We start from the raw sequence: 17,366 nt of genomic DNA, 5'->3' as shown, positions 1-17,366 counted from the left end.
TCTGGAGGTGAACTAAGTGAATGGCTCCCAAGGAAAGCTAACCACGACACAGGCCGTTGTAATTATTGTCAATTACATGCTTGGTGCCGGGATATTGACACTACCTCGAACGACCAGCAAAGCTGTCGGAACACCGGATGTCTGGATTTCCATTATCCTATCTGGATTCATTATCATAGGTGTGGGAATAATTCTGGTTACCCTGTGTCGCAGATTTCCGGAGAAAACCGTCTTCCAGTTCACCCGTGAGATTACGGGCAGCTGGATTGCTTACATACTGGGATTGTCTATGATTATGTATTTCATAGTTATTGCCGCATTCGAAATCAGAGTTATGGCTGAAGTGACTGGGATGTATCTGCTCGAACGCACCCCCACCTGGGCGATTGTGATGGTCTTCATGTGGATCGGTGTATATATGATTTCAGGCGGGCTTGGCGTTATCGTACGTGTGTTTGAGATCATCCTTCCGATTACGATTATTATATTTGTGATTGAAATTTTGCTTAGTAATCAGCTATTCGAGATTGGCAATCTGAGACCCGTCCTCGGTGATGGGATTATGCCCGTTTTCCAAGGGTTGAAGCCTTCACTATTATCTTATACGGGCTATGAGGTGATGTTAATCATGACTGCCTATATGAAAAATCCGAAGAAGAGCAATAAAGCGATGACCTGGGGGATACTCATATCCACTATTATCTACTTGATCACGGTGGTGATGGTTATAGGCAGTTTATCGCTCGATGGCATCAAAACTCGAACCTGGCCAACGCTGGATTTGGTAAGAAGCTTCGAAATCCAGGGTCTGATATTCGAGCGTTTTGAATCCTTATTGCTGGTCATCTGGATTATGCAAATCTTTTCGACTACAGCAATTACACATTACTGCGCTTCGGTGGGTATTCGTGATTTGTTTCGTTCCAAAAAAATCAAAGGCATCATGTACGGCCTGCTGCCGTTCATTTATCTGACAGCAATGATACCCAAAACAGTGGATGATACCTTCGTACTAGGAGATATGCTAGGCAATGTGTCCGTATTTTTGTTTGGCATTTTACCTCTGGTACTACTGTTGTTAAGTCTGATTCGCAAAAAAGGAGGCAAGCATGCATGATTACATTCCGCATGTTGTTACGCTTAGCCACTGTATTATGCATTCTCTTAACGATATCCGGATGTTGGAGCAGTCGAGAGATAGAGGATCTAAGTGTCTACGTTGGTCTCGGGATCGATATCGGCAAAGAGACGGAATTTGAGGAGAACATCGCCAATCAGGGAGGAGGGTATTCCAAGCAGAACAATGTGACAGCCACGGTACAGATTGCTCCGGGTAATTCCAGCAGTCAGAAGAGCCAACAATCCGGTTCGCCTGCTTCTGGTAAAACGTCCTATTCCAATGAACAGCTTACCGGAGATTCCTTGCTGCAAATCTTTCGTCAGTTTGCACTGAGACGAGATCATCCGCTCATCGGACATCATCTGAAGGTTATCGTTGTGTCCAAGGATATCGCCAAAAAGTATGGTCTGGACCAGCTGCTGGATTTTGTACTTCGGGATAACGATATTCGTCCTAACTGTCTGGTGTTGATTAGCCATCATCGCGCTGTTGATGTTCTGACTTCAGATGATCCTTCCCGGATTCCAGCATTTTATCTTACAGGTATTACCGGTAATTCATACTTGTCCAATAAAATCCTGGACCCCGTTCTACTCTCCAAATTAGATGCACAAATGCAATCCGGTTCCAGCTTTTTGCTCCAGAATGTACTGAACTTCAATGGAGAGGACAAGTTCTCCGGTGCCAGTATCTTTGATGGGAAAACAACAAAATTCATCGGGGAACTCAGCCAAACGGATCTAGAAGGGCTATCTTGGCTCAGACCTAAAGAAAAAGGAGGTATCTTGAAGACATACAATAAAGAGGGGTTCACTGTTGTATATGAAATGAAGAAGAAAAAAACAACAATAATTCCAAAAGTGGTTGGCGATGATATTTCATTCCATGTGAAAACTGAATCCGAAGGCTGGTTGATGGAGGATTGGCGTGCTCCCGAGGAAGAGGAAAAAGGTGCGTATCTCAGTGAATTGGAAAAAGAATTTGCTGAACTTGCCAAACAACAGATTCGACAGTTGTTATACAAACTGCAGCATACCTATAAAGTAGATGTTGCGGATTTTCGGGATAGCTTGCGTATTAAAGAACCTAAAACATGGAAAAAAGTCAAAGACGATTGGGATAAAATTTTTAGCACCGTGCCGATCACCTATGAGGTAAAGACCACCATCACGAATCCGGGGTCTTCCACCGAATAGCGAGGTGTGCCATATATTATTTAATTGTTGACACATTCATGATAGATCGCTATATTAGTAAAAAATCATTTTCTTATCCAGAGAGGTGGAGGGACTGGCCCTTAGAAACCTCAGCAACAGATCTGAAGGATACTGTGCTAATTCCAGCGGGTGAAAGCCTGATAGATAGGAGCGTTTGTTTTTATTTGTCAGTAACGGCGCACTCTTTAGGCAGAGTGGGTCTTTTTTGTTTTTTCTGGATGAAGAAGTAGGGGAGCAGCAGGTATGGAGAACAACAACGACAAAGGGCATTTTCAGCGGAAAATGCAGGCACGGCATGTGGTCATGCTCTCTCTCGGAGGAGTCATTGGAACGGGATTATTCCTCAGCTCAGGTTACACCATTCAGCAGGCGGGACCACTGGGAACCATTCTGTCCTATCTGATCGGAGCCATCGTTGTATATCTGGTGATGCTCTGTCTTGGTGAACTGTCTGTTCATATGCCAGAGACGGGAGCATTTCATAGTTATGCAGCCAAATATATCGGACCGGCAACAGGTTACACGGTGGCTTGGTTATACTGGTTAACCTGGACTGTTGCGCTTGGCTCCGAATTCACAGCCGCCGGATTGCTTATGCAGCGCTGGTTCCCATCGGTAAACGTATGGATATGGAGCGCGGTTTTTGCACTGATGATCTTTCTGTTTAACGCTCTAACGGTGAAATTTTTTGCGGAATCCGAGTTCTGGTTCTCATCTGTAAAAGTAGTGACTATCGTAATCTTCATTATTATCGGTGGCGCAGCCATGTTTGGGTTCATTCCCATGGCGGATTCTGGACCGGCTCCATTTCTATCGAATATTACCGCATCCGGGTGGTTCCCTCATGGGGCTACAGCGATATTGATGACCATGCTTGCTGTAAACTTTGCCTTCTCAGGCACCGAGTTAATCGGCATTGCCGCCGGTGAGACGGAGAACCCGGAAAAGACGATACCAAAGGCTATTCATACAACGCTGTGGCGTTTGGTTATTTTCTTCATCGGAACGATTATTATCTTGTCGGCCTTGCTGCCCATGTCGGATGCCAGTGTACTGGAAAGTCCGTTTGTAGCGGTAATGGAGCGGGTGGGTGTACCCTATGCAGCAGACATTATGAACTTTGTTATTCTGACGGCGATTCTCTCTGCTGCCAATTCAGGCCTGTATGCATCTTCACGTATGCTCTGGTCTCTGGCTGACAAAAGAACGATCTCTCCGTGGTTTGCCAAATTGACCAAAAGCGGAGTACCGCTGAATGCACTTCTGATTAGTATGGTGGGTGGTGCGCTGGCCTTGCTGTCCAGCATCATTGCGCCAGGTACGGTGTATATTACGCTGGTTTCCATTTCAGGTCTGGCTGTCGTTGCGGTATGGATGAGCATCAGCGCTTCCCAATACATGTTCCGCAGACAATATATCCGGGAAGGACATGCGGTCAAAGATCTGGTCTACCGCACACCACTGTATCCGGTGGTACCAATTGTTTCATTTATATTATGCCTGGCTTCATGCATAGGTATTGCCTTTGACCCGACACAGCGAATTGCGCTGTATTGTGGGGTTCCGTTTATCGCAGTATGTTACGCTGCTTATTATCTGACAGAACGTGTGAATAAGAAAAGAGGACAAGTACATGACGCAAGAACAACAGACTAACCCCATGGAACAGATCCTTCGTGAACATCCGGTCATGATTCTGGATGGAGCGTTGGCTACGGAACTCGAACAGCATGGATGTGATCTCGATGATCCACTATGGTCTGCTCGTGTGTTGCTTGAGAATCCGGATGTTATTGTTCAGGTCCATGCAGATTATTTTCGAGCAGGAGCCGACTGTGCGATTACATCCAGTTATCAGGCGACGGTGGATGGTTTCCGCAAGAGAGGGATCGATGAACAGTCAGCACTGGAGCTGATCCGGAAGACGGTGGAACTGGCTGTACAGGCGAGAGATGACGTATGGGCAGAAGTGCAGAGCGGTGTAGTAGGGAGAGAAAGCTCGACAGGTCAGCTTGTAAAAGCTCCTTCAGTACGTTCCGAGAACGTGGAGAACGAGGAGAACGAGGAGAACATAACAGATCGTACAGGGGATCGCGAAGCAGACAGTCTTCGTCCACGTCCAATTATTGCCGGTTCCGTTGGTCCGTACGGCGCCTATCTGGCGGATGGTTCAGAGTATGTGGGACATTACGACGTGTCGGATGAGACGCTTGCCGCATTTCACCGTCCACGTATGGCGGCGCTGATTGAAGCGGGTGCTGATATTCTGGCGTTTGAGACGATTCCTTCCTTGCAGGAAGCACAGGTGCTGGTTGATGTACTGAAGGAGTTTCCTCATGCGTATGCCTGGTTATCATTTTCTTTAAAAGACGGGACAAGCATCAGCGAGGGCACACCGCTTGAGGTATGTGCACAGACGTTTGGCTCCGAGCCGCAGGTTGCGGCAATTGGCCTGAACTGCGCTCCCATGGAAGTGGTGACGGAAGCCGTAAGTATTCTTAGCCGTGCCAGCGACAAACCTGTTATTGTGTATCCGAACTCAGGTGAGACGTATGATGCAGTGACGAAGACGTGGAGTGGACAGGGTACATGTGGCAGCATGAGTGATGCTTCGGAACAGTGGGTTGCTGCGGGCGCGCAAATTATTGGCGGCTGCTGCCGTACTACGCCACATCAGATTGGTGTACTTGCGAAGAAATGGCGGAATTAGTTCATATCATGATAACAAGCCCTTCCACATCCTATAGAGGTATGGAAGGGCTTGTTTTATTGTGTTAAGGCATTCTGATTACATTATTCGATAACCAGCATACGTGGCGATGCTTCCCGAATGATTCTCGAAGAGAACCACGAGCCAAGACTGGCTGCAATGATGCTTAGACAGGTGAACAGTACCATTCCACCCCAATGCAGGATCAGTGGAAGCTGTACGATACCATAACCGGAAAGGACCATTTCGAGTAGAAGAGGCAGCAGGTATACGCCGACGAAAATACCCAGTATGGCTCCCACGGAGGACAGTATGAACATTCCCATGGTGAGCGACAACCGGATTTGGCGAGATGTCATTCCCAGCGATTTGTATATCCCGTACGTTCTGCTTTCTTTACGGATATTGATTCTACAAGTACTGAAAATAATGATGAACGTCACAATGATAAACAGCAATCCGATCAGGCTCATCGGATAGATCAGGATGTTAGCGGCTTCCGCGTAAACCGAATCAAGCAAAGTCTTCTGAGTGACTACCGAAGCAAAATCTTTAAATTGCTCATTTAATTCAGAGGCAACCTTACCCGCTTGTGCCATATCGTTCACATTGATGAAGATAACATCAAATTCACTATAACCGGGGTTCACACTTCTCATGGCATCAATGGTGATTCTGCCTGAAACAGACATGTTGGCGATCGCCTGATAGATGCCTGTGATGAGGAATGTACGCTTTTCTCCTTCAATATAGATATCGATAAGATCACCGAGATCTTTATTTGATGTTTTGGCTACACTTACACCAAGGGCAATTTCATTCGCATGTTGTGGGTTACCCCCTTTTAACGTTTCGAATCCAAGTTCCTGATAACTCCCGTCCAGTACACTCAAGTTGAGACTGAGGGATTGGCCCTTCACTGTTGCAGAAGACTCCGGGCTAATTACACCCGTTGTGTTCCCTTGCCAGCCTGCATTGCTAATCCTTGTATCCTCTTCTAACGTGTGTTTCAATACAGTCTTTGGAAAGTTACCTTTGTTCACGACTACTGCTGCGATATTGGCATTGTCATACCCCCATTTAGCTGCGGTCTGTTCAATTCCGGTTATACTGGTCAGCAGAACATAACCCAGAACAAGTACGGAGGAAGCCATGGTGGCTAGCAGGAGTGTTAGAACAGAGCTTTTGGTGTTTTTGAACACATGTCTGAATCCAAGTACGGCGGTGACAGGCAGTCGTGTAAATCCGATCCAGTGTGCCCATGGCGAATTCATTTTGCCAGCCATCCGGCCGTGATCTGTCTCCGACATACCATAACGAATAGCTTGCACGGGCTGTATGCTGCGTGCCTTTTTGGCATATAACACAGTGAACAGAATCACTAGAGCAAATAGTAGTACGCCGGACAGTATGGCCGCATCCAATCCATGGACTGGAATGTTCTGATTCCCCACTCGAAGAGAGGATACAGAAATATTAATGATCCATTTGGATATCCATATACTGAGTGCAAGTCCTGGGATAATGGCTACGATGGATATCAATGCATATTGAATAACATAGGTGCCTATCGTTTTTCGGGAAGTCAGACCTAGTGATTTGAGGATTCCTATCGTTCTGTAATTGGCCAGGATGGCATCCGCAATCGTAAATCCGATGGTCATCAGGGCGATAGAGAGCATGACAACACCCATGAATATCATGATGAATCCAATAACCTGATTGATGATCAGATAAAAAGAGGCAATGGCCTCGAACTCCATTTTGGATTCCAGAAACGGAATACCTGTCTCACGATTGTACCGTTCCCAATACACCGAATTCATGCTGTAATCGTTAAAATGGATGCCCATCATACGATTCTCGTTGCCAGCAAGTGTAGCGAGATCATGTTGATAATCGGCAGGATTCATCCAGACCCGTGCTGTATTGGAGAAGGGTGCCCCGTATGGTACATCGATGACAATGCCCGATACATTCAATTCAAGTGTGCTTGAGCCGGTTTTGAAGCCAATGGTATCACCTACCGAGATATGATAAGCATTCGCCATGGACGTTGGAATCCAGACGGAGCCTTGTTCGGGAACTGTGTCGGGCGTCCCGCTTGAGAAAATCAGTTCATCCACACCCCATGGCGGTGGAGGCGTATTAAACATGTACAGGTAGATGTTAGGGATGTGAGTTTCATTCAAAATGATGCCTGAAAATGTACGATACGTTAGCAAAGGGGACACCTGAACTCCATCCTGAGAAGCCCACCAGTTGTGCACAGCGTCAGGGTCATTCAGTCCTTTTTCAAACGTCAGGATCTGATGAGATCCATGGGTTCGGGTATGCATTTCATAAAACTGATTGCCGGTGTTCGCCAGAATGACAGTAGCTGTAGATACAAGAAGTGTCGAGAGAAGCAGGAGCAGCGCAATCAACGCATTTTGTATTTTGTTCCTACTCAGATACGACAAGCTAAGTTTAAATATGACAGCCATCGTTATTCCTTCCCCGTAACCAAAGCGAAGATAATCGCTTCACGATCCTGAATTTGATGTTCGTCATAGGTGTCAAACTCAAGGATTCCGCCAATCTTGCCGTCTTGAATATAGATCAGGCGATCTGCCCGACAGGCGGCCTTGATATCATGCGTCACCATAACAACAGACTGTCCTTTTCGATGCATATCTGTAAGGATATCGAGAACGGCTGTGCCATGTTCCATATTCAAGCTTCCGGTCGGTTCATCGGCAAAAATGATATCCGGCGAATTGATCAAAGCCCGTGCAATCGCAGCTCGTTGCTGCTGTCCTCCGGAAGTTTGGGATGGGAGGCGGTTACGCTGTCCATCAATATCCATGGCATTCATCAACTCAGCAGCGCGGGATAGGATGTCCTTCTTTTTGTTTCCTGCAATATATCCCGGTAAAGCAATGTTCTCTTTGATGGAAAGGTCTGGGACCAGATTGATACTTTGATAGATATAACCAATCCGGCGGGTGCGGAAGTTCGACATTTCTCGTTCACTGTAAGCGTCAATCCGCTGGTCGCGAAAATAGACCTCACCTGCTGTGATCTGGTCCAGTCCGCTTAGCAGATATAGGAGGGTTGATTTGCCAGAGCCAGAGTTACCCATGATGACCGTGAATTCTCCTTCATAGATGTCGAGATCAACATTACGGATGGCATGATATTGTTCACTTCCGCTGTTGTACGTTTTGCACAGATTCTGTGCACGGATAATCACCTTTTTGGACAAGTTGAATCACTCCCGAGTGCAGTATAGGATTCATTCTAGAGGAGGGATGTTGAGGAAGCCTTATCAAATTATGAATAAAGTATTACAGCTGTGGAGGGTGCTCAGCAGATCGGCAGATAGAACCGGAAGGTTGTACCTTGTCCTTCTTTACTAGTAAAGGAAATATGGCCTCCATGTGCTTCAATGATGCTTTGGCAGATGGAAAGGCCCAGCCCTGTACCTTCCTGAACACGTTGTTCTGCATGACTCGCCTGGCCTCTGAAGTAACGCTGAAAAACAAACGGCATGTCCTGTACACGTATTCCCTGACCCGAATCGGCAATCGTCACTTTCAAGTGTCCGGATTCCAGTTCCATATCTATACGTATCGTGTCTCCTGGAACTGTATGCTTGAGGGCATTGGCGGCAAGATTGGAGATCACCTGTTCAATTCGAGTGGGGTCGATAGCGATTAACACATTGGGGATGTAGTTGGGTCCTTTATAGATAAGCCCCTTTGTTAGGACAACATGTTCAATAGGTTTCAACATCGTCTCCAGTATAGGCCCACTGTACATCTCACGGGTTTCCACCGAAATTTGCCCCAATTCCTGAAGTGCATGAACCAGCAGATCCTCCACAAGGCGGGCTGTTTTATCCGTATGGGTTCGCATCACTCCCATATATTCCATCAGCGTCTCCTGATCGTTGCATAGTCCTTCCTCAATAGCTTCTATGTATGCTTTTATCGTGGTAATTGGTGTTTTAATGTCATGAGATATATTGGTGATGAGTTCTTTTTGTGCTTGTTCCTGCTGAATACGCTGCTCGCTCATATGTTTAATCTCCGTGCGCATTAGATCAAACATGGCATATACTTCGAGCAATTCATCGTTCCGGTTGTACTGGATTTTTTCTTCATAATTGCCTTTAAGCATGGATTCCGCATGTTGCTTCAATTGATGGATGGGAGAGAGCAGGTGTTTGTCCAGTTTTCGTTTCATCCAGAATAGAAATAAGCTCAGAATCAGTGACAGGAGCAGGAGTGCGCTAATCAATATAACCGGAAAAGTCATCGATTGCTGAACCGTAACCATGGCTTGGGGGATTGAAAAGATGGCATTGCCGATCTGACTTCCCGTGGGTCCGTCCATCACAGGAAACGCAATATCAAGCAAATCGTTACCGTCCGCGGCCTGAGTGGCATGATGCAGATCATAATGAAGAGCTTTACGCAGATTAGCTTGCGTCCCTTCAGAGGTGGGGTCGGAGGACAGAATGACTTTTCCATCCAAGTTTAGATAGGTAAGCAGAACCCCGGTCTCTCTGGCGGTGGAACGTATGACTTCACGAATATTTTGTTCATTAAGATGCTGATGATTTTGCTCCAAAGCGAGTAAGATTGGATTGACCTTGAGTCGAACCTGATTCAGGGACAGATTGGATTCGCCTGAATTTCGATCTTGTAACAGCATCATCGACAGTGTAAGGATACTTAAAACGATAATAATGAGAAGCCCAAGTGTTGTTAACAACCAGCGTTTGGACCAGCTGTTCAATGACATGTGGGTGCCTCCAATCTCACTTATTCGTAATTGAATTTGTAACCGACACCCCATACCGTCTTCAGAACGGTCGGATGCGAGGCATCTGCCTCAATTTTTTCACGTAGTCTGCGAATGTATACGGTTACGGTATTTTCATCACCGTAGGTTGCATATCCCCAGATGGCGTCGAGCAACTGGGCTTTGGAGAATACCTGATTCTTATGGCTTGCCAAGTAATGAAGTAATTCGAATTCCTTGGCAGACATAGAAACTTCCGATCCGTTTAATGTAACTTTATAGGCTTTTTTATCAATCACCAGGTTTCCAAGATGCAACAGATCTGTTCTGTCTCCAACGGATGTCATACTGTCATAACGCCTGAAGTGGGCATTAATTCGTGCTAACAATTCGCTCAGCGAGAAGGGCTTGGTCATATAGTCGTCTGCTCCAAAGCCAAGACCAAGTACCTTATCGGTATCACTGCCTCTGGCACTTAGAATGAGGATGGGGATATTGTTGCGCCTTCTGATCTCTCGACAGACCTCGATCCCGTCCATGTCCGGAAGCATAATGTCCAGAATGATATAGTCTGGTTGAATAAGCTCCATAATCTGAAGTCCATCTTGTCCAGTGGCTGCCACGGCGGTTTCATATTGATTTTTGGTTAAATAATCTCGCAGAATGCGCGAAATATCTGATTCATCCTCAATGATGAGGACTTTGCGCTGGTGGGTTAGCATATGTATCGCTCCAGTATGATAGATGTGAATTTAATGGGTATGTATGAATTTGTAAAACGGCTGTCTCTATGATTGTACAGTCTTGTTCTGTGGGAGTCACATGAAAAAATATTGAAGTGAACTTCATTCTTATAAAAAACGTTCTGACTTCCAGTCGTATTGAGAGTTGATCAAAGTTCAATGTATCAAAATAACCCATGAACCTCTTTGAGGTCATGGGTTTCTGATACTGAATATTACTGAACATCATACATGCTCCAGATCATCGATAGGCTCATGCTGCTTGGATTTGAGATATTCCGCCGGAGACACACCAAAGTGTGCCCGGAATACCCGGTGGAAATAGGAGTAACTTGCAAAACCGCAGGATTCGGCAATATGCTCCAGTGTCATTTCACTGTATTTCATTCGTTCCAATGCCGCATTCAAACGGATCTCAATCGCATATTGAATCATGGTCTGATTGTAGTGCTCCTTAAATAAACGGACTGCACGTGACAGGCTGAGGCCCGCATAACGAGCCGCTTCATCAAGCTTGAACGTAACAGTGGCATGCTCCTCTATAAAACGTTTTAACTTCAGCGCAGAGGAAACTGCCCGATCGGTCTGTATATTCTCTTTAATTGCCCGGTCGATATACAGACATAATCCGCGCAGTAACGCATCCTTTAGCTCCGCATTTTCCTCAAGAGGCCCGCGACGTTTCTCAAGTAACATATTTCTCCACAGGCTGATGAGCTTGTCATCCAGTCCAATTCGGCTCACGGTAGATCGATGCTGCCGTTTCCACCAGTTCTCGATCCAGCTGCCCTCGCAGAACAGATAATAATCTCCGCTGGACAAACGTCCTTCCTTATGTGGTTCATCGACAACGAGATGGTAGTCGTCACCAGGCTTTAAGAGCAGCAAGTCCCCGCTCGTCATCCTGAATTCCTCATCCTGTACATACACTTTGCACGAGCCTTCGGTCTGCAGACGGAACAGATAGGTTTGCAGCTCGCCCTTCATATTATGAGTGAACGCTTTATAGTGGTATGAGTAGTCACAGATCAGTACAGATGTCTCTAACGTATCCAAAGATAAAATCCCCCAATATGTACATCCTGCATACATTCAAATGGGCTACATTCAATAGATGCAAAATGATGGAAATAAAATTTGATCAGATAGTTCATGTTCTGACTATATTGTATATGTTCATTCTAGCCTGTTTTGCGTTAGGATGATACCAGATAGAGCAATGAAAGCAAATTTGAGAACAGAGGTGTATCCTACATGAAAAAACTTAATATTGGTTTGCAATTGTTTACACTCCGTGATGAAACTGCAGCAGATTTTCGTGGTACGTTGCGTAAAGTAGCGGCCCTTGGATATGAAGGTGTGGAGTTTGCCGGATATGGCGATATTCCAGCTGAGGAAATGAAAGCGCTACTAGATGAACTTGGACTGAAAGGATTCAGCAGCCACGTTTCATTACATGCGATGCGCGAAGACTTGCAAAAACAAATCGATTACCTGAAAACAATTGGTGCACAATATATCATTTGTCCTTACCTGATGCCAGAAGATCGTCCTGAGAATGCAGAAGGATGGACCAAGCTATTCGCTGAGTTACAACAATATGGAGCTGAAGCTGCGAAACAAGGATTGATCTTCGGATACCATAACCATGACTTTGAATTCCATGGCCAGGTTGGGGATGCGAATGCCTTTGATGCTATGTTCGCTCAAACGACGCCGGAAGCGGTAAAAGTGGAAATGGACGTATGTTGGGTACAATTTGCTGGACAAAATCCGATCGAGTATATTAATAAATATGCGGGCCGCTTGCCGCTGCTTCATCTGAAGGACTTCAGCAAAGACGAACAGGGCCAGATGAAAACACTAGAACTTGGACAAGGTTCGGTTGACTTGCCAGCTGTTATTAAAGAGGCTACAAATGCAGGCGTGGAATGGCTGATCGTGGAACAGGACGTATGTCAGAATCCACCGCTTGAGAGCGTATCCAACAGTTATAACTGGCTGAAAGAAAACTATCTGAACCAGTTCTAAGTGCATCATCAAGCTTAAACTAAAAACGTTAATCTATTTGTCAAAGGAGACTTATGTACATGAGTAAAATTAAAGTTGCTGTATTCGGCTGTGGAGCCATTGCCGAGCGCAGACATATTCCAGAGTACGCTGCCAATGAGAACGTAGAACTTGTCGCTTTTGCCGATCCGGTTGTGGAGCGTGCGGAGAAGATGGCCGAGACTTACGGCGGTAAAGCGTATTCCAGTTACGAAGAATTGCTTGCAAACGAAACAGTGGATGCCGTTAGTGTGTGTACACCTAACTATCTGCATGCTCCAATGGCGATTGCTGCTGCAAATGCAGGCAAGCATGTATTGGTTGAGAAACCAATGGCTGTCTCCACTGAAGAAGGCGAGCAAATGATCGAAGCTGCCAAGAAAAATGGCGTGTATTTGATGGTTGGACACAACCAACGTTTGATGCCTCCTCACGTAAAAGCAAAAGAAATTCTCGAATCCGGCAAACTCGGTAAAGTCCTGAATTTCCGTACATCGTTTGGTCACCCGGGTCCGGAAGGATGGAGTGTGGACGGAGCTGAAAGCTGGTTCTTCCGTAAAGAAGAAGCGATTATGGGCGCAATGGGCGATCTGGGCGTGCACAAATCCGACTTCATCCGTTATCTGCTGAATGATGAAGTATCTGAAGTGGCTGGTTTCATCAGCACACTGCACAAGGAAGGCACTAAAGTTGACGATAACGCAACTTGTTTGCTGCGTATGAAGAGCGGAGCGATCGGAACGCTCGTAGCAAGCTGGACACAATACAGAGCTGGAGACAACAGTACAGTGCTGTGGTGCGAGAATGGTGTTATGAAGATCGGAACAGTGGAAGGCGATGAAGTTATCGTTGAGCTCACCAATGGTACAGTTGAGACGTACAAAGTTGGTGCCATGGCTACCAACGAGAAACAAGTGCCGAGTGGTGTCATTGACGCATTTGTAGAGTCGATTGTAACCCAAACACCTCCAGCGATTTCCGGGGAAGAGGGCTTGCGTTCCCTGCAAGTGATCCTGGCAGCATTCGAATCCGAGAAAACAGGTCAGATCGTTAAACTGTAATCCAACCGAATGACATTGCAATTTCTAACATTCTATATGACTTAATCTACGATATAAAGGACTTACCTTCAGAGATGTGCTCTGGGGTAAGTCCTTCTGTATTTGTTGATGGAATGATTAATTTTCTTTAGGTGCCAGCCGGTACATCACTGCCCAGATCCAACCATGCGATTTCAGCAGGAGTCAGCGTGATGCGTGATCCTTCGTCACAGGAGAGCAGTTCTGCCTGATTCTGGGCTCCGATCAGCGCACAGGTTGGGAACGTCTGATTCAATACATAAGCGAGTGCAATCTGGATTGGTGTTGTTTTCTTGGAATTAGCCAATTGTTCAGCCCGATGCAACCGTTCCCAGTTATCATCACTGTAGAATACACGCACCAGATCTTCGTTATCCCGAACTTCAGGTGTGAATCTTCCAGTGAAGAAACCACGCGCTTGGGAGGACCAGGATAGCAATGGTAGTTTGGTTTGCTCATGCCATGCCAGCGTCTCTGCATCTGCTGACACACAGCCTTCCCAGAACGGTTCGTTTGCTTTGGCGAGACTGAGATTTGGACTGCTGAATGTGAAGCCCTTCAGGCCATTCGCCGCAGCGTATGCATTGGCTTCCTCGAGCCGCTGCCAGGTCCAGTTGGAGGCGCCAATTGCGCCGATTTTGCCGGAATCAATATGTTCATTCAGTGCTTCAAGAATAACACTGACAGGGGTATTGGGATCATCGCGGTGCAAGGCATACATCTCTACGTGATCTGTCTGAAGACGCTCCAGACTTTCCATCAAGTCACTGCGGATGGCATCAGCGTTCACACGTGGCCCATTCTGGTCATGATGCGCGCCTTTGGTGAGAATGACGATCTGGTCACGGTTACCACGTTCCTTCATGTAACGACCAAGGACTTCTTCACTCTGTCCACCACAATAGATATGTGCTGTATCTACAGTGTTACCGCCAATCGACAGAAAAGCATCCATGTTCGTAGCTGCTTTATCGTAGGCATTATGCACGAAATAATCGGTTCCTTTAATCAATCTGGAGACACGTTTACCTGTACCAGCAATTTCGATATATTCCATAAGTCAGTTCATCCTCTCAATTATAGTGTAATTCGTGTACGTTCTTCCGCTGAACGAAGGCAAGCTTCCAGTACTTTCATATTAGCTACCGCATCGGAAGGGGCGAAGCGCAGATCCTTGCCCTGAAGTACAGCACGTGCCATATCATCTCCCTGTAGAGAGTAGTGGTTCACTTGCGGGACTTCAATCTCTCTGCGTTCACCACCAGCCGTTACATAGAAGTTGGAACTGCGGTCCTGTCCGCTGATAAATGCCGAAGGGACTTCAATAATCCCGTTGGATCCCAATACCTCCAATGTGTTGCGGAAGGCTGCCCACATGCTGCTGTCAAACGTCACGCCGATGTGATTATCGAATTCCAGCAGTCCTGAGGCCATCATATCGACCTGATCATGCTCTGGGGAGAACATGCCAATAACAGTGGCTGCACTTGGTTCTTGACCAAGCAGCAGGCGTGCTACGCTGATGGAATAACATCCGATATCATACAGTGCACCTCCGCCCCAATCCCGCCGAAAGCGGACATTACCGGATGCATTGGAGTTATTAAATGAAAATGTGCTGTGCATACCACGAATCTCACCAATCTCACCGCTGGCAATGATATCTCGGATCTGCTCATATCTTGGATGATGGCGGTACATGAATGCTTCAGCCAGATGCACACCTGCATCTGCACAAGCTTGAACCATCTCCTGAGCTTCCTGTTCTGTCAGAGCCAGTGGTTTTTCGCACAAAATATGTTTGCCTGCTTCAGCAGCCCGGATCGTCCATTCCCGATGAAGATGATTCGGCAGTGGGATATATACGGCATCGATGGAATCATCAGCGAGCAAAGCTTCATAACTGCCATAAGCCTTGTCGATCCCAAGTTTCTCGGCCGTCTGTTTGGCTTTATCTTCGTCTCGACTGGCAATCGCGGTTACTTCATTTAACTCGGATTGCTGCAGGCCTGGAATGACGGATTCCACAGCAATGCTAGCGCTACCAAGAATGCCCCAACGCAATTTTCGAACTAAATTCATGTGTTGTATCCTCCCGTTTATGAATGTATATTGTGATTATAAAGAATAGATCAATGAATTAAAATGATAATATATTGAAGTTAGTTAACACAATATTGTTGATCAAGGAGAACCGGCTATGATGAGACAAACCGTATTGCTTACCCTGCAGGATATTCCATATTTTTGTTATCCCGAGTCCGTTGGACATTATATGGACCACGTCCAGCATGCCGTGTTGCGTGAGGCCGGCGCACTGAACAACTTTAATATTCACTACGTCGCTTCGGGCAAGGGATATGTGGAAGTGGACGGGGTGGTGCATGAGCTTCGCGCAGGTCAGGCGTTTCTCTATTTCCCGCAGCAGCGGCAGCATTATTATAGTAGTGAAGATGATCCATGGGATGTACGATGGGTTCATTTTTACGGTGAACGTCTGCATGATTATATGATCGAGCGGGGGTTGCATCGCAATCTATTGTGGACACTGCGGCAACGCAGCTCTTGGGAAGAGGCTCATCTGGCCTTGCTCACTGAAGCCGAACAGAACACGATGCTTCGTCCGGCTCAGCTATCCACACTGACCTATGCCGTACTCGCCGAGTTCGTGCAGCATGCAGTACCTTTAAAGAGCACACGTACCACAAGTAAGGCGGAGAATCGGGTTCTTGCACTTCTTCCACAGATGCAGCAGGAGGCCTGTCAACCTTTCCTGTTGCAGGACTGGGCGGATCTCGCAGGTGTGAGTTCGTATTACTTTTGCAAAATGTTCAAGAGTGCTGTGGAGATGACGCCCATGGAATTTATCACTCGTTCACGACTACAGATGGCGAAGCAATGGTTACTCGAACGGCCTACGGCCAACATTGGACAAATCGCGGAGGAAGCGGGGTATCCCAATGCCAGTTATTTTAACCGCCAGTTCATGGCCCATGAGGGGATGACACCTACGGATTACCGCGGATTGTATCACAATTAACCCGTATCTTTTCGATGTTGCCAGTGCTTGAGGTATATTGGTTTGACACAGAGCTCAATCAAGTCTATTATGGATAAATTAAATCCGTGTATAATGAGGTGCCCTCATGAAATATTCAAAAGCGACAAATTATGCTTTGCATACGATGCTTCATCTTGTAAGTACTGCCCCCGAACAGCTGGTTAGTGTACACCAACTTGCAGAATTGCAGAAGGTATCCCCAACCTATCTGTCCAAAATATTGACCAAATTGGTTAAGGCGGGCATGATCGAATCAACTTCTGGCGCCAATGGTGGCTACCGGCTTAGTCGTAAAAATCCGGATCCTTCTTTCCTGGAGATCATTCATGCGATTGAAGGTCAGGCGTCCCTGTTCGAATGTTCCCAGAATCATAACGCAGGCTGTTTGATCCAGCAGGTGATGGTGCAGGCGGAAGAAGAGATGGAAAGTTTTTTGAACAATAAAAAGATGTCAGAACTGGCTTCTCAGATGAAGGGTGCACATTCCCTGTAACTTGCACTAGAAGTGATCTTTCCCCAACCTCGCGAGAGGTAAGGAAAGATTTTTTTGTATCGTTGTACCTAATAGAAGGCGAATGGTACAATAAGGAAGGTAT

Annotated in this window: 15 protein-coding genes and 1 riboswitch; of the genes, 8 read left to right on the top strand and 7 right to left on the bottom strand. The window is 46.3% G+C overall.

Annotated elements, in window-relative coordinates; all coding sequences use genetic code 11:
* Positions 1–16: 16 nt before the first annotated feature.
* From NSQ20_RS27795 to mmuM, 4 genes are all read left to right on the top strand, one after another.
* Positions 17–1,117 carry a spore germination protein gene (locus tag NSQ20_RS27795; RefSeq protein ID WP_076253519.1) on the top strand — a complete coding sequence of 367 codons (1,101 nt, stop codon included), beginning with the start codon at positions 17–19 and terminating at the stop codon, positions 1,115–1,117.
* The gene (locus NSQ20_RS27790) at positions 1,114–2,316 is read left to right on the top strand and encodes a Ger(x)C family spore germination protein (protein ID WP_076253520.1); all 1,203 of its coding nucleotides are present in this window, start codon (positions 1,114–1,116) and stop codon (positions 2,314–2,316) included. The genes NSQ20_RS27795 and NSQ20_RS27790 overlap by 4 nt, the downstream gene beginning before the upstream one ends.
* Before the next feature lie 70 nt (positions 2,317–2,386).
* A riboswitch (SAM riboswitch) is annotated at positions 2,387–2,488 on the top strand.
* A gap of 92 nt (positions 2,489–2,580) precedes the next feature.
* Positions 2,581–3,993, top strand: coding sequence for an S-methylmethionine permease (mmuP, locus tag NSQ20_RS27785; protein WP_340031245.1), 1,413 nt, complete (start codon positions 2,581–2,583; stop codon positions 3,991–3,993).
* Complete coding sequence (gene mmuM, locus NSQ20_RS27780; protein WP_340031244.1) at positions 3,971–5,047, top strand: homocysteine S-methyltransferase; 1,077 nt, start codon at positions 3,971–3,973, stop codon at positions 5,045–5,047. Before mmuP ends, mmuM begins: the two co-directional genes overlap by 23 nt.
* Before the next feature lie 83 nt (positions 5,048–5,130).
* Here mmuM and NSQ20_RS27775 read toward each other — a convergent pair whose 3' ends face one another.
* The 5 genes from NSQ20_RS27775 to NSQ20_RS27755 all read right to left on the bottom strand — a co-directional run bounded on the left by NSQ20_RS27775 (position 5,131) and on the right by NSQ20_RS27755 (position 11,637).
* Positions 5,131–7,533 carry an FtsX-like permease family protein gene (locus NSQ20_RS27775; RefSeq protein WP_036606768.1) on the bottom strand — a complete coding sequence of 801 codons (2,403 nt, stop codon included), beginning with the start codon at positions 7,531–7,533 and terminating at the stop codon, positions 5,131–5,133.
* 2 nt (positions 7,534–7,535) lie between these two features.
* Positions 7,536–8,294, bottom strand: coding sequence for an ABC transporter ATP-binding protein (locus NSQ20_RS27770; protein ID WP_340031243.1), 759 nt, complete (start codon positions 8,292–8,294; stop codon positions 7,536–7,538).
* A gap of 101 nt (positions 8,295–8,395) precedes the next feature.
* Complete coding sequence (locus NSQ20_RS27765; RefSeq protein ID WP_340031242.1) at positions 8,396–9,838, bottom strand: ATP-binding protein; 1,443 nt, start codon at positions 9,836–9,838, stop codon at positions 8,396–8,398.
* A 20-nt stretch (positions 9,839–9,858) separates the two neighbouring features.
* Entirely contained in the window at positions 9,859–10,560 is a 702-nt protein-coding gene (locus NSQ20_RS27760; protein ID WP_076328844.1) for a response regulator transcription factor, read from the bottom strand.
* A gap of 246 nt (positions 10,561–10,806) precedes the next feature.
* Positions 10,807–11,637 (bottom strand): AraC family transcriptional regulator, encoded by an 831-nt coding sequence (locus tag NSQ20_RS27755; protein WP_036668130.1) that lies wholly within the window; start codon positions 11,635–11,637, stop codon positions 10,807–10,809.
* A 198-nt stretch (positions 11,638–11,835) separates the two neighbouring features.
* Between NSQ20_RS27755 and NSQ20_RS27750 the strand changes: the two genes are divergently transcribed.
* Together NSQ20_RS27750 and NSQ20_RS27745 are read left to right on the top strand one after the other, a co-directional pair.
* Positions 11,836–12,612, top strand: a complete 777-nt coding sequence (locus NSQ20_RS27750; protein WP_340031241.1) for a sugar phosphate isomerase/epimerase — start codon at positions 11,836–11,838, stop codon at positions 12,610–12,612.
* A gap of 59 nt (positions 12,613–12,671) precedes the next feature.
* Positions 12,672–13,691, top strand: coding sequence for a Gfo/Idh/MocA family oxidoreductase (locus tag NSQ20_RS27745; protein WP_036668128.1), 1,020 nt, complete (start codon positions 12,672–12,674; stop codon positions 13,689–13,691).
* Between the two features lie 127 nt (positions 13,692–13,818).
* On the opposite strand, the gene NSQ20_RS27740 is transcribed toward NSQ20_RS27745, so the two are convergent.
* Both NSQ20_RS27740 and NSQ20_RS27735 read right to left on the bottom strand, forming a co-directional pair.
* Positions 13,819–14,766 carry an aldo/keto reductase gene (locus NSQ20_RS27740; RefSeq protein WP_076319712.1) on the bottom strand — a complete coding sequence of 316 codons (948 nt, stop codon included), beginning with the start codon at positions 14,764–14,766 and terminating at the stop codon, positions 13,819–13,821.
* 20 nt (positions 14,767–14,786) lie between these two features.
* A complete protein-coding gene (locus tag NSQ20_RS27735) occupies positions 14,787–15,791 on the bottom strand; it encodes a Gfo/Idh/MocA family oxidoreductase (protein WP_076319711.1) in 1,005 nt (334 codons plus the stop codon).
* A gap of 118 nt (positions 15,792–15,909) precedes the next feature.
* Here NSQ20_RS27735 and NSQ20_RS27730 point away from each other — a divergent pair, with 118 nt between their 5' ends.
* The gene (locus NSQ20_RS27730) at positions 15,910–16,749 is read left to right on the top strand and encodes a helix-turn-helix domain-containing protein (protein WP_036606789.1); all 840 of its coding nucleotides are present in this window, start codon (positions 15,910–15,912) and stop codon (positions 16,747–16,749) included.
* A 106-nt stretch (positions 16,750–16,855) separates the two neighbouring features.
* Complete coding sequence (locus tag NSQ20_RS27725) at positions 16,856–17,263, top strand: Rrf2 family transcriptional regulator (protein ID WP_017692155.1); 408 nt, start codon at positions 16,856–16,858, stop codon at positions 17,261–17,263.
* Positions 17,264–17,366: the final 103 nt, after the last annotated feature.

Origin of the sequence: Paenibacillus sp. FSL K6-1122, assembly GCF_037977015.1 — a bacterium.
GTDB classification, from domain to species: Bacteria; Bacillota; Bacilli; order Paenibacillales; family Paenibacillaceae; genus Paenibacillus; species Paenibacillus amylolyticus.
The sequence above is the reverse complement of the archived record's forward strand: the minus strand, read 5'-3'. Positions and strand labels throughout refer to the sequence as shown.

Bases quoted from the DNA above. Each gene is read 5' to 3' on its own strand.
- NSQ20_RS27790 (WP_076253520.1), top strand. From the start codon at position 1,114: ATGATTACATTCCGCATGTTGTTACGCTTAGCCACTGTATTATGCATT.
- mmuP (WP_340031245.1), top strand. From the start codon at position 2,581: ATGGAGAACAACAACGACAAAGGGCATTTTCAGCGGAAAATGCAGGCA.
- mmuM (WP_340031244.1), top strand. From the start codon at position 3,971: ATGACGCAAGAACAACAGACTAACCCCATGGAACAGATCCTTCGTGAA.
- NSQ20_RS27775 (WP_036606768.1), bottom strand. From the start codon at position 7,533: ATGGCTGTCATATTTAAACTTAGCTTGTCGTATCTGAGTAGGAACAAA.
- NSQ20_RS27765 (WP_340031242.1), bottom strand. From the start codon at position 9,838: ATGTCATTGAACAGCTGGTCCAAACGCTGGTTGTTAACAACACTTGGG.
- NSQ20_RS27760 (WP_076328844.1), bottom strand. From the start codon at position 10,560: ATGCTAACCCACCAGCGCAAAGTCCTCATCATTGAGGATGAATCAGAT.
- NSQ20_RS27750 (WP_340031241.1), top strand. From the start codon at position 11,836: ATGAAAAAACTTAATATTGGTTTGCAATTGTTTACACTCCGTGATGAA.
- NSQ20_RS27745 (WP_036668128.1), top strand. From the start codon at position 12,672: ATGAGTAAAATTAAAGTTGCTGTATTCGGCTGTGGAGCCATTGCCGAG.
- NSQ20_RS27740 (WP_076319712.1), bottom strand. From the start codon at position 14,766: ATGGAATATATCGAAATTGCTGGTACAGGTAAACGTGTCTCCAGATTG.
- NSQ20_RS27735 (WP_076319711.1), bottom strand. From the start codon at position 15,791: ATGAATTTAGTTCGAAAATTGCGTTGGGGCATTCTTGGTAGCGCTAGC.
- NSQ20_RS27730 (WP_036606789.1), top strand. From the start codon at position 15,910: ATGATGAGACAAACCGTATTGCTTACCCTGCAGGATATTCCATATTTT.
- NSQ20_RS27725 (WP_017692155.1), top strand. From the start codon at position 16,856: ATGAAATATTCAAAAGCGACAAATTATGCTTTGCATACGATGCTTCAT.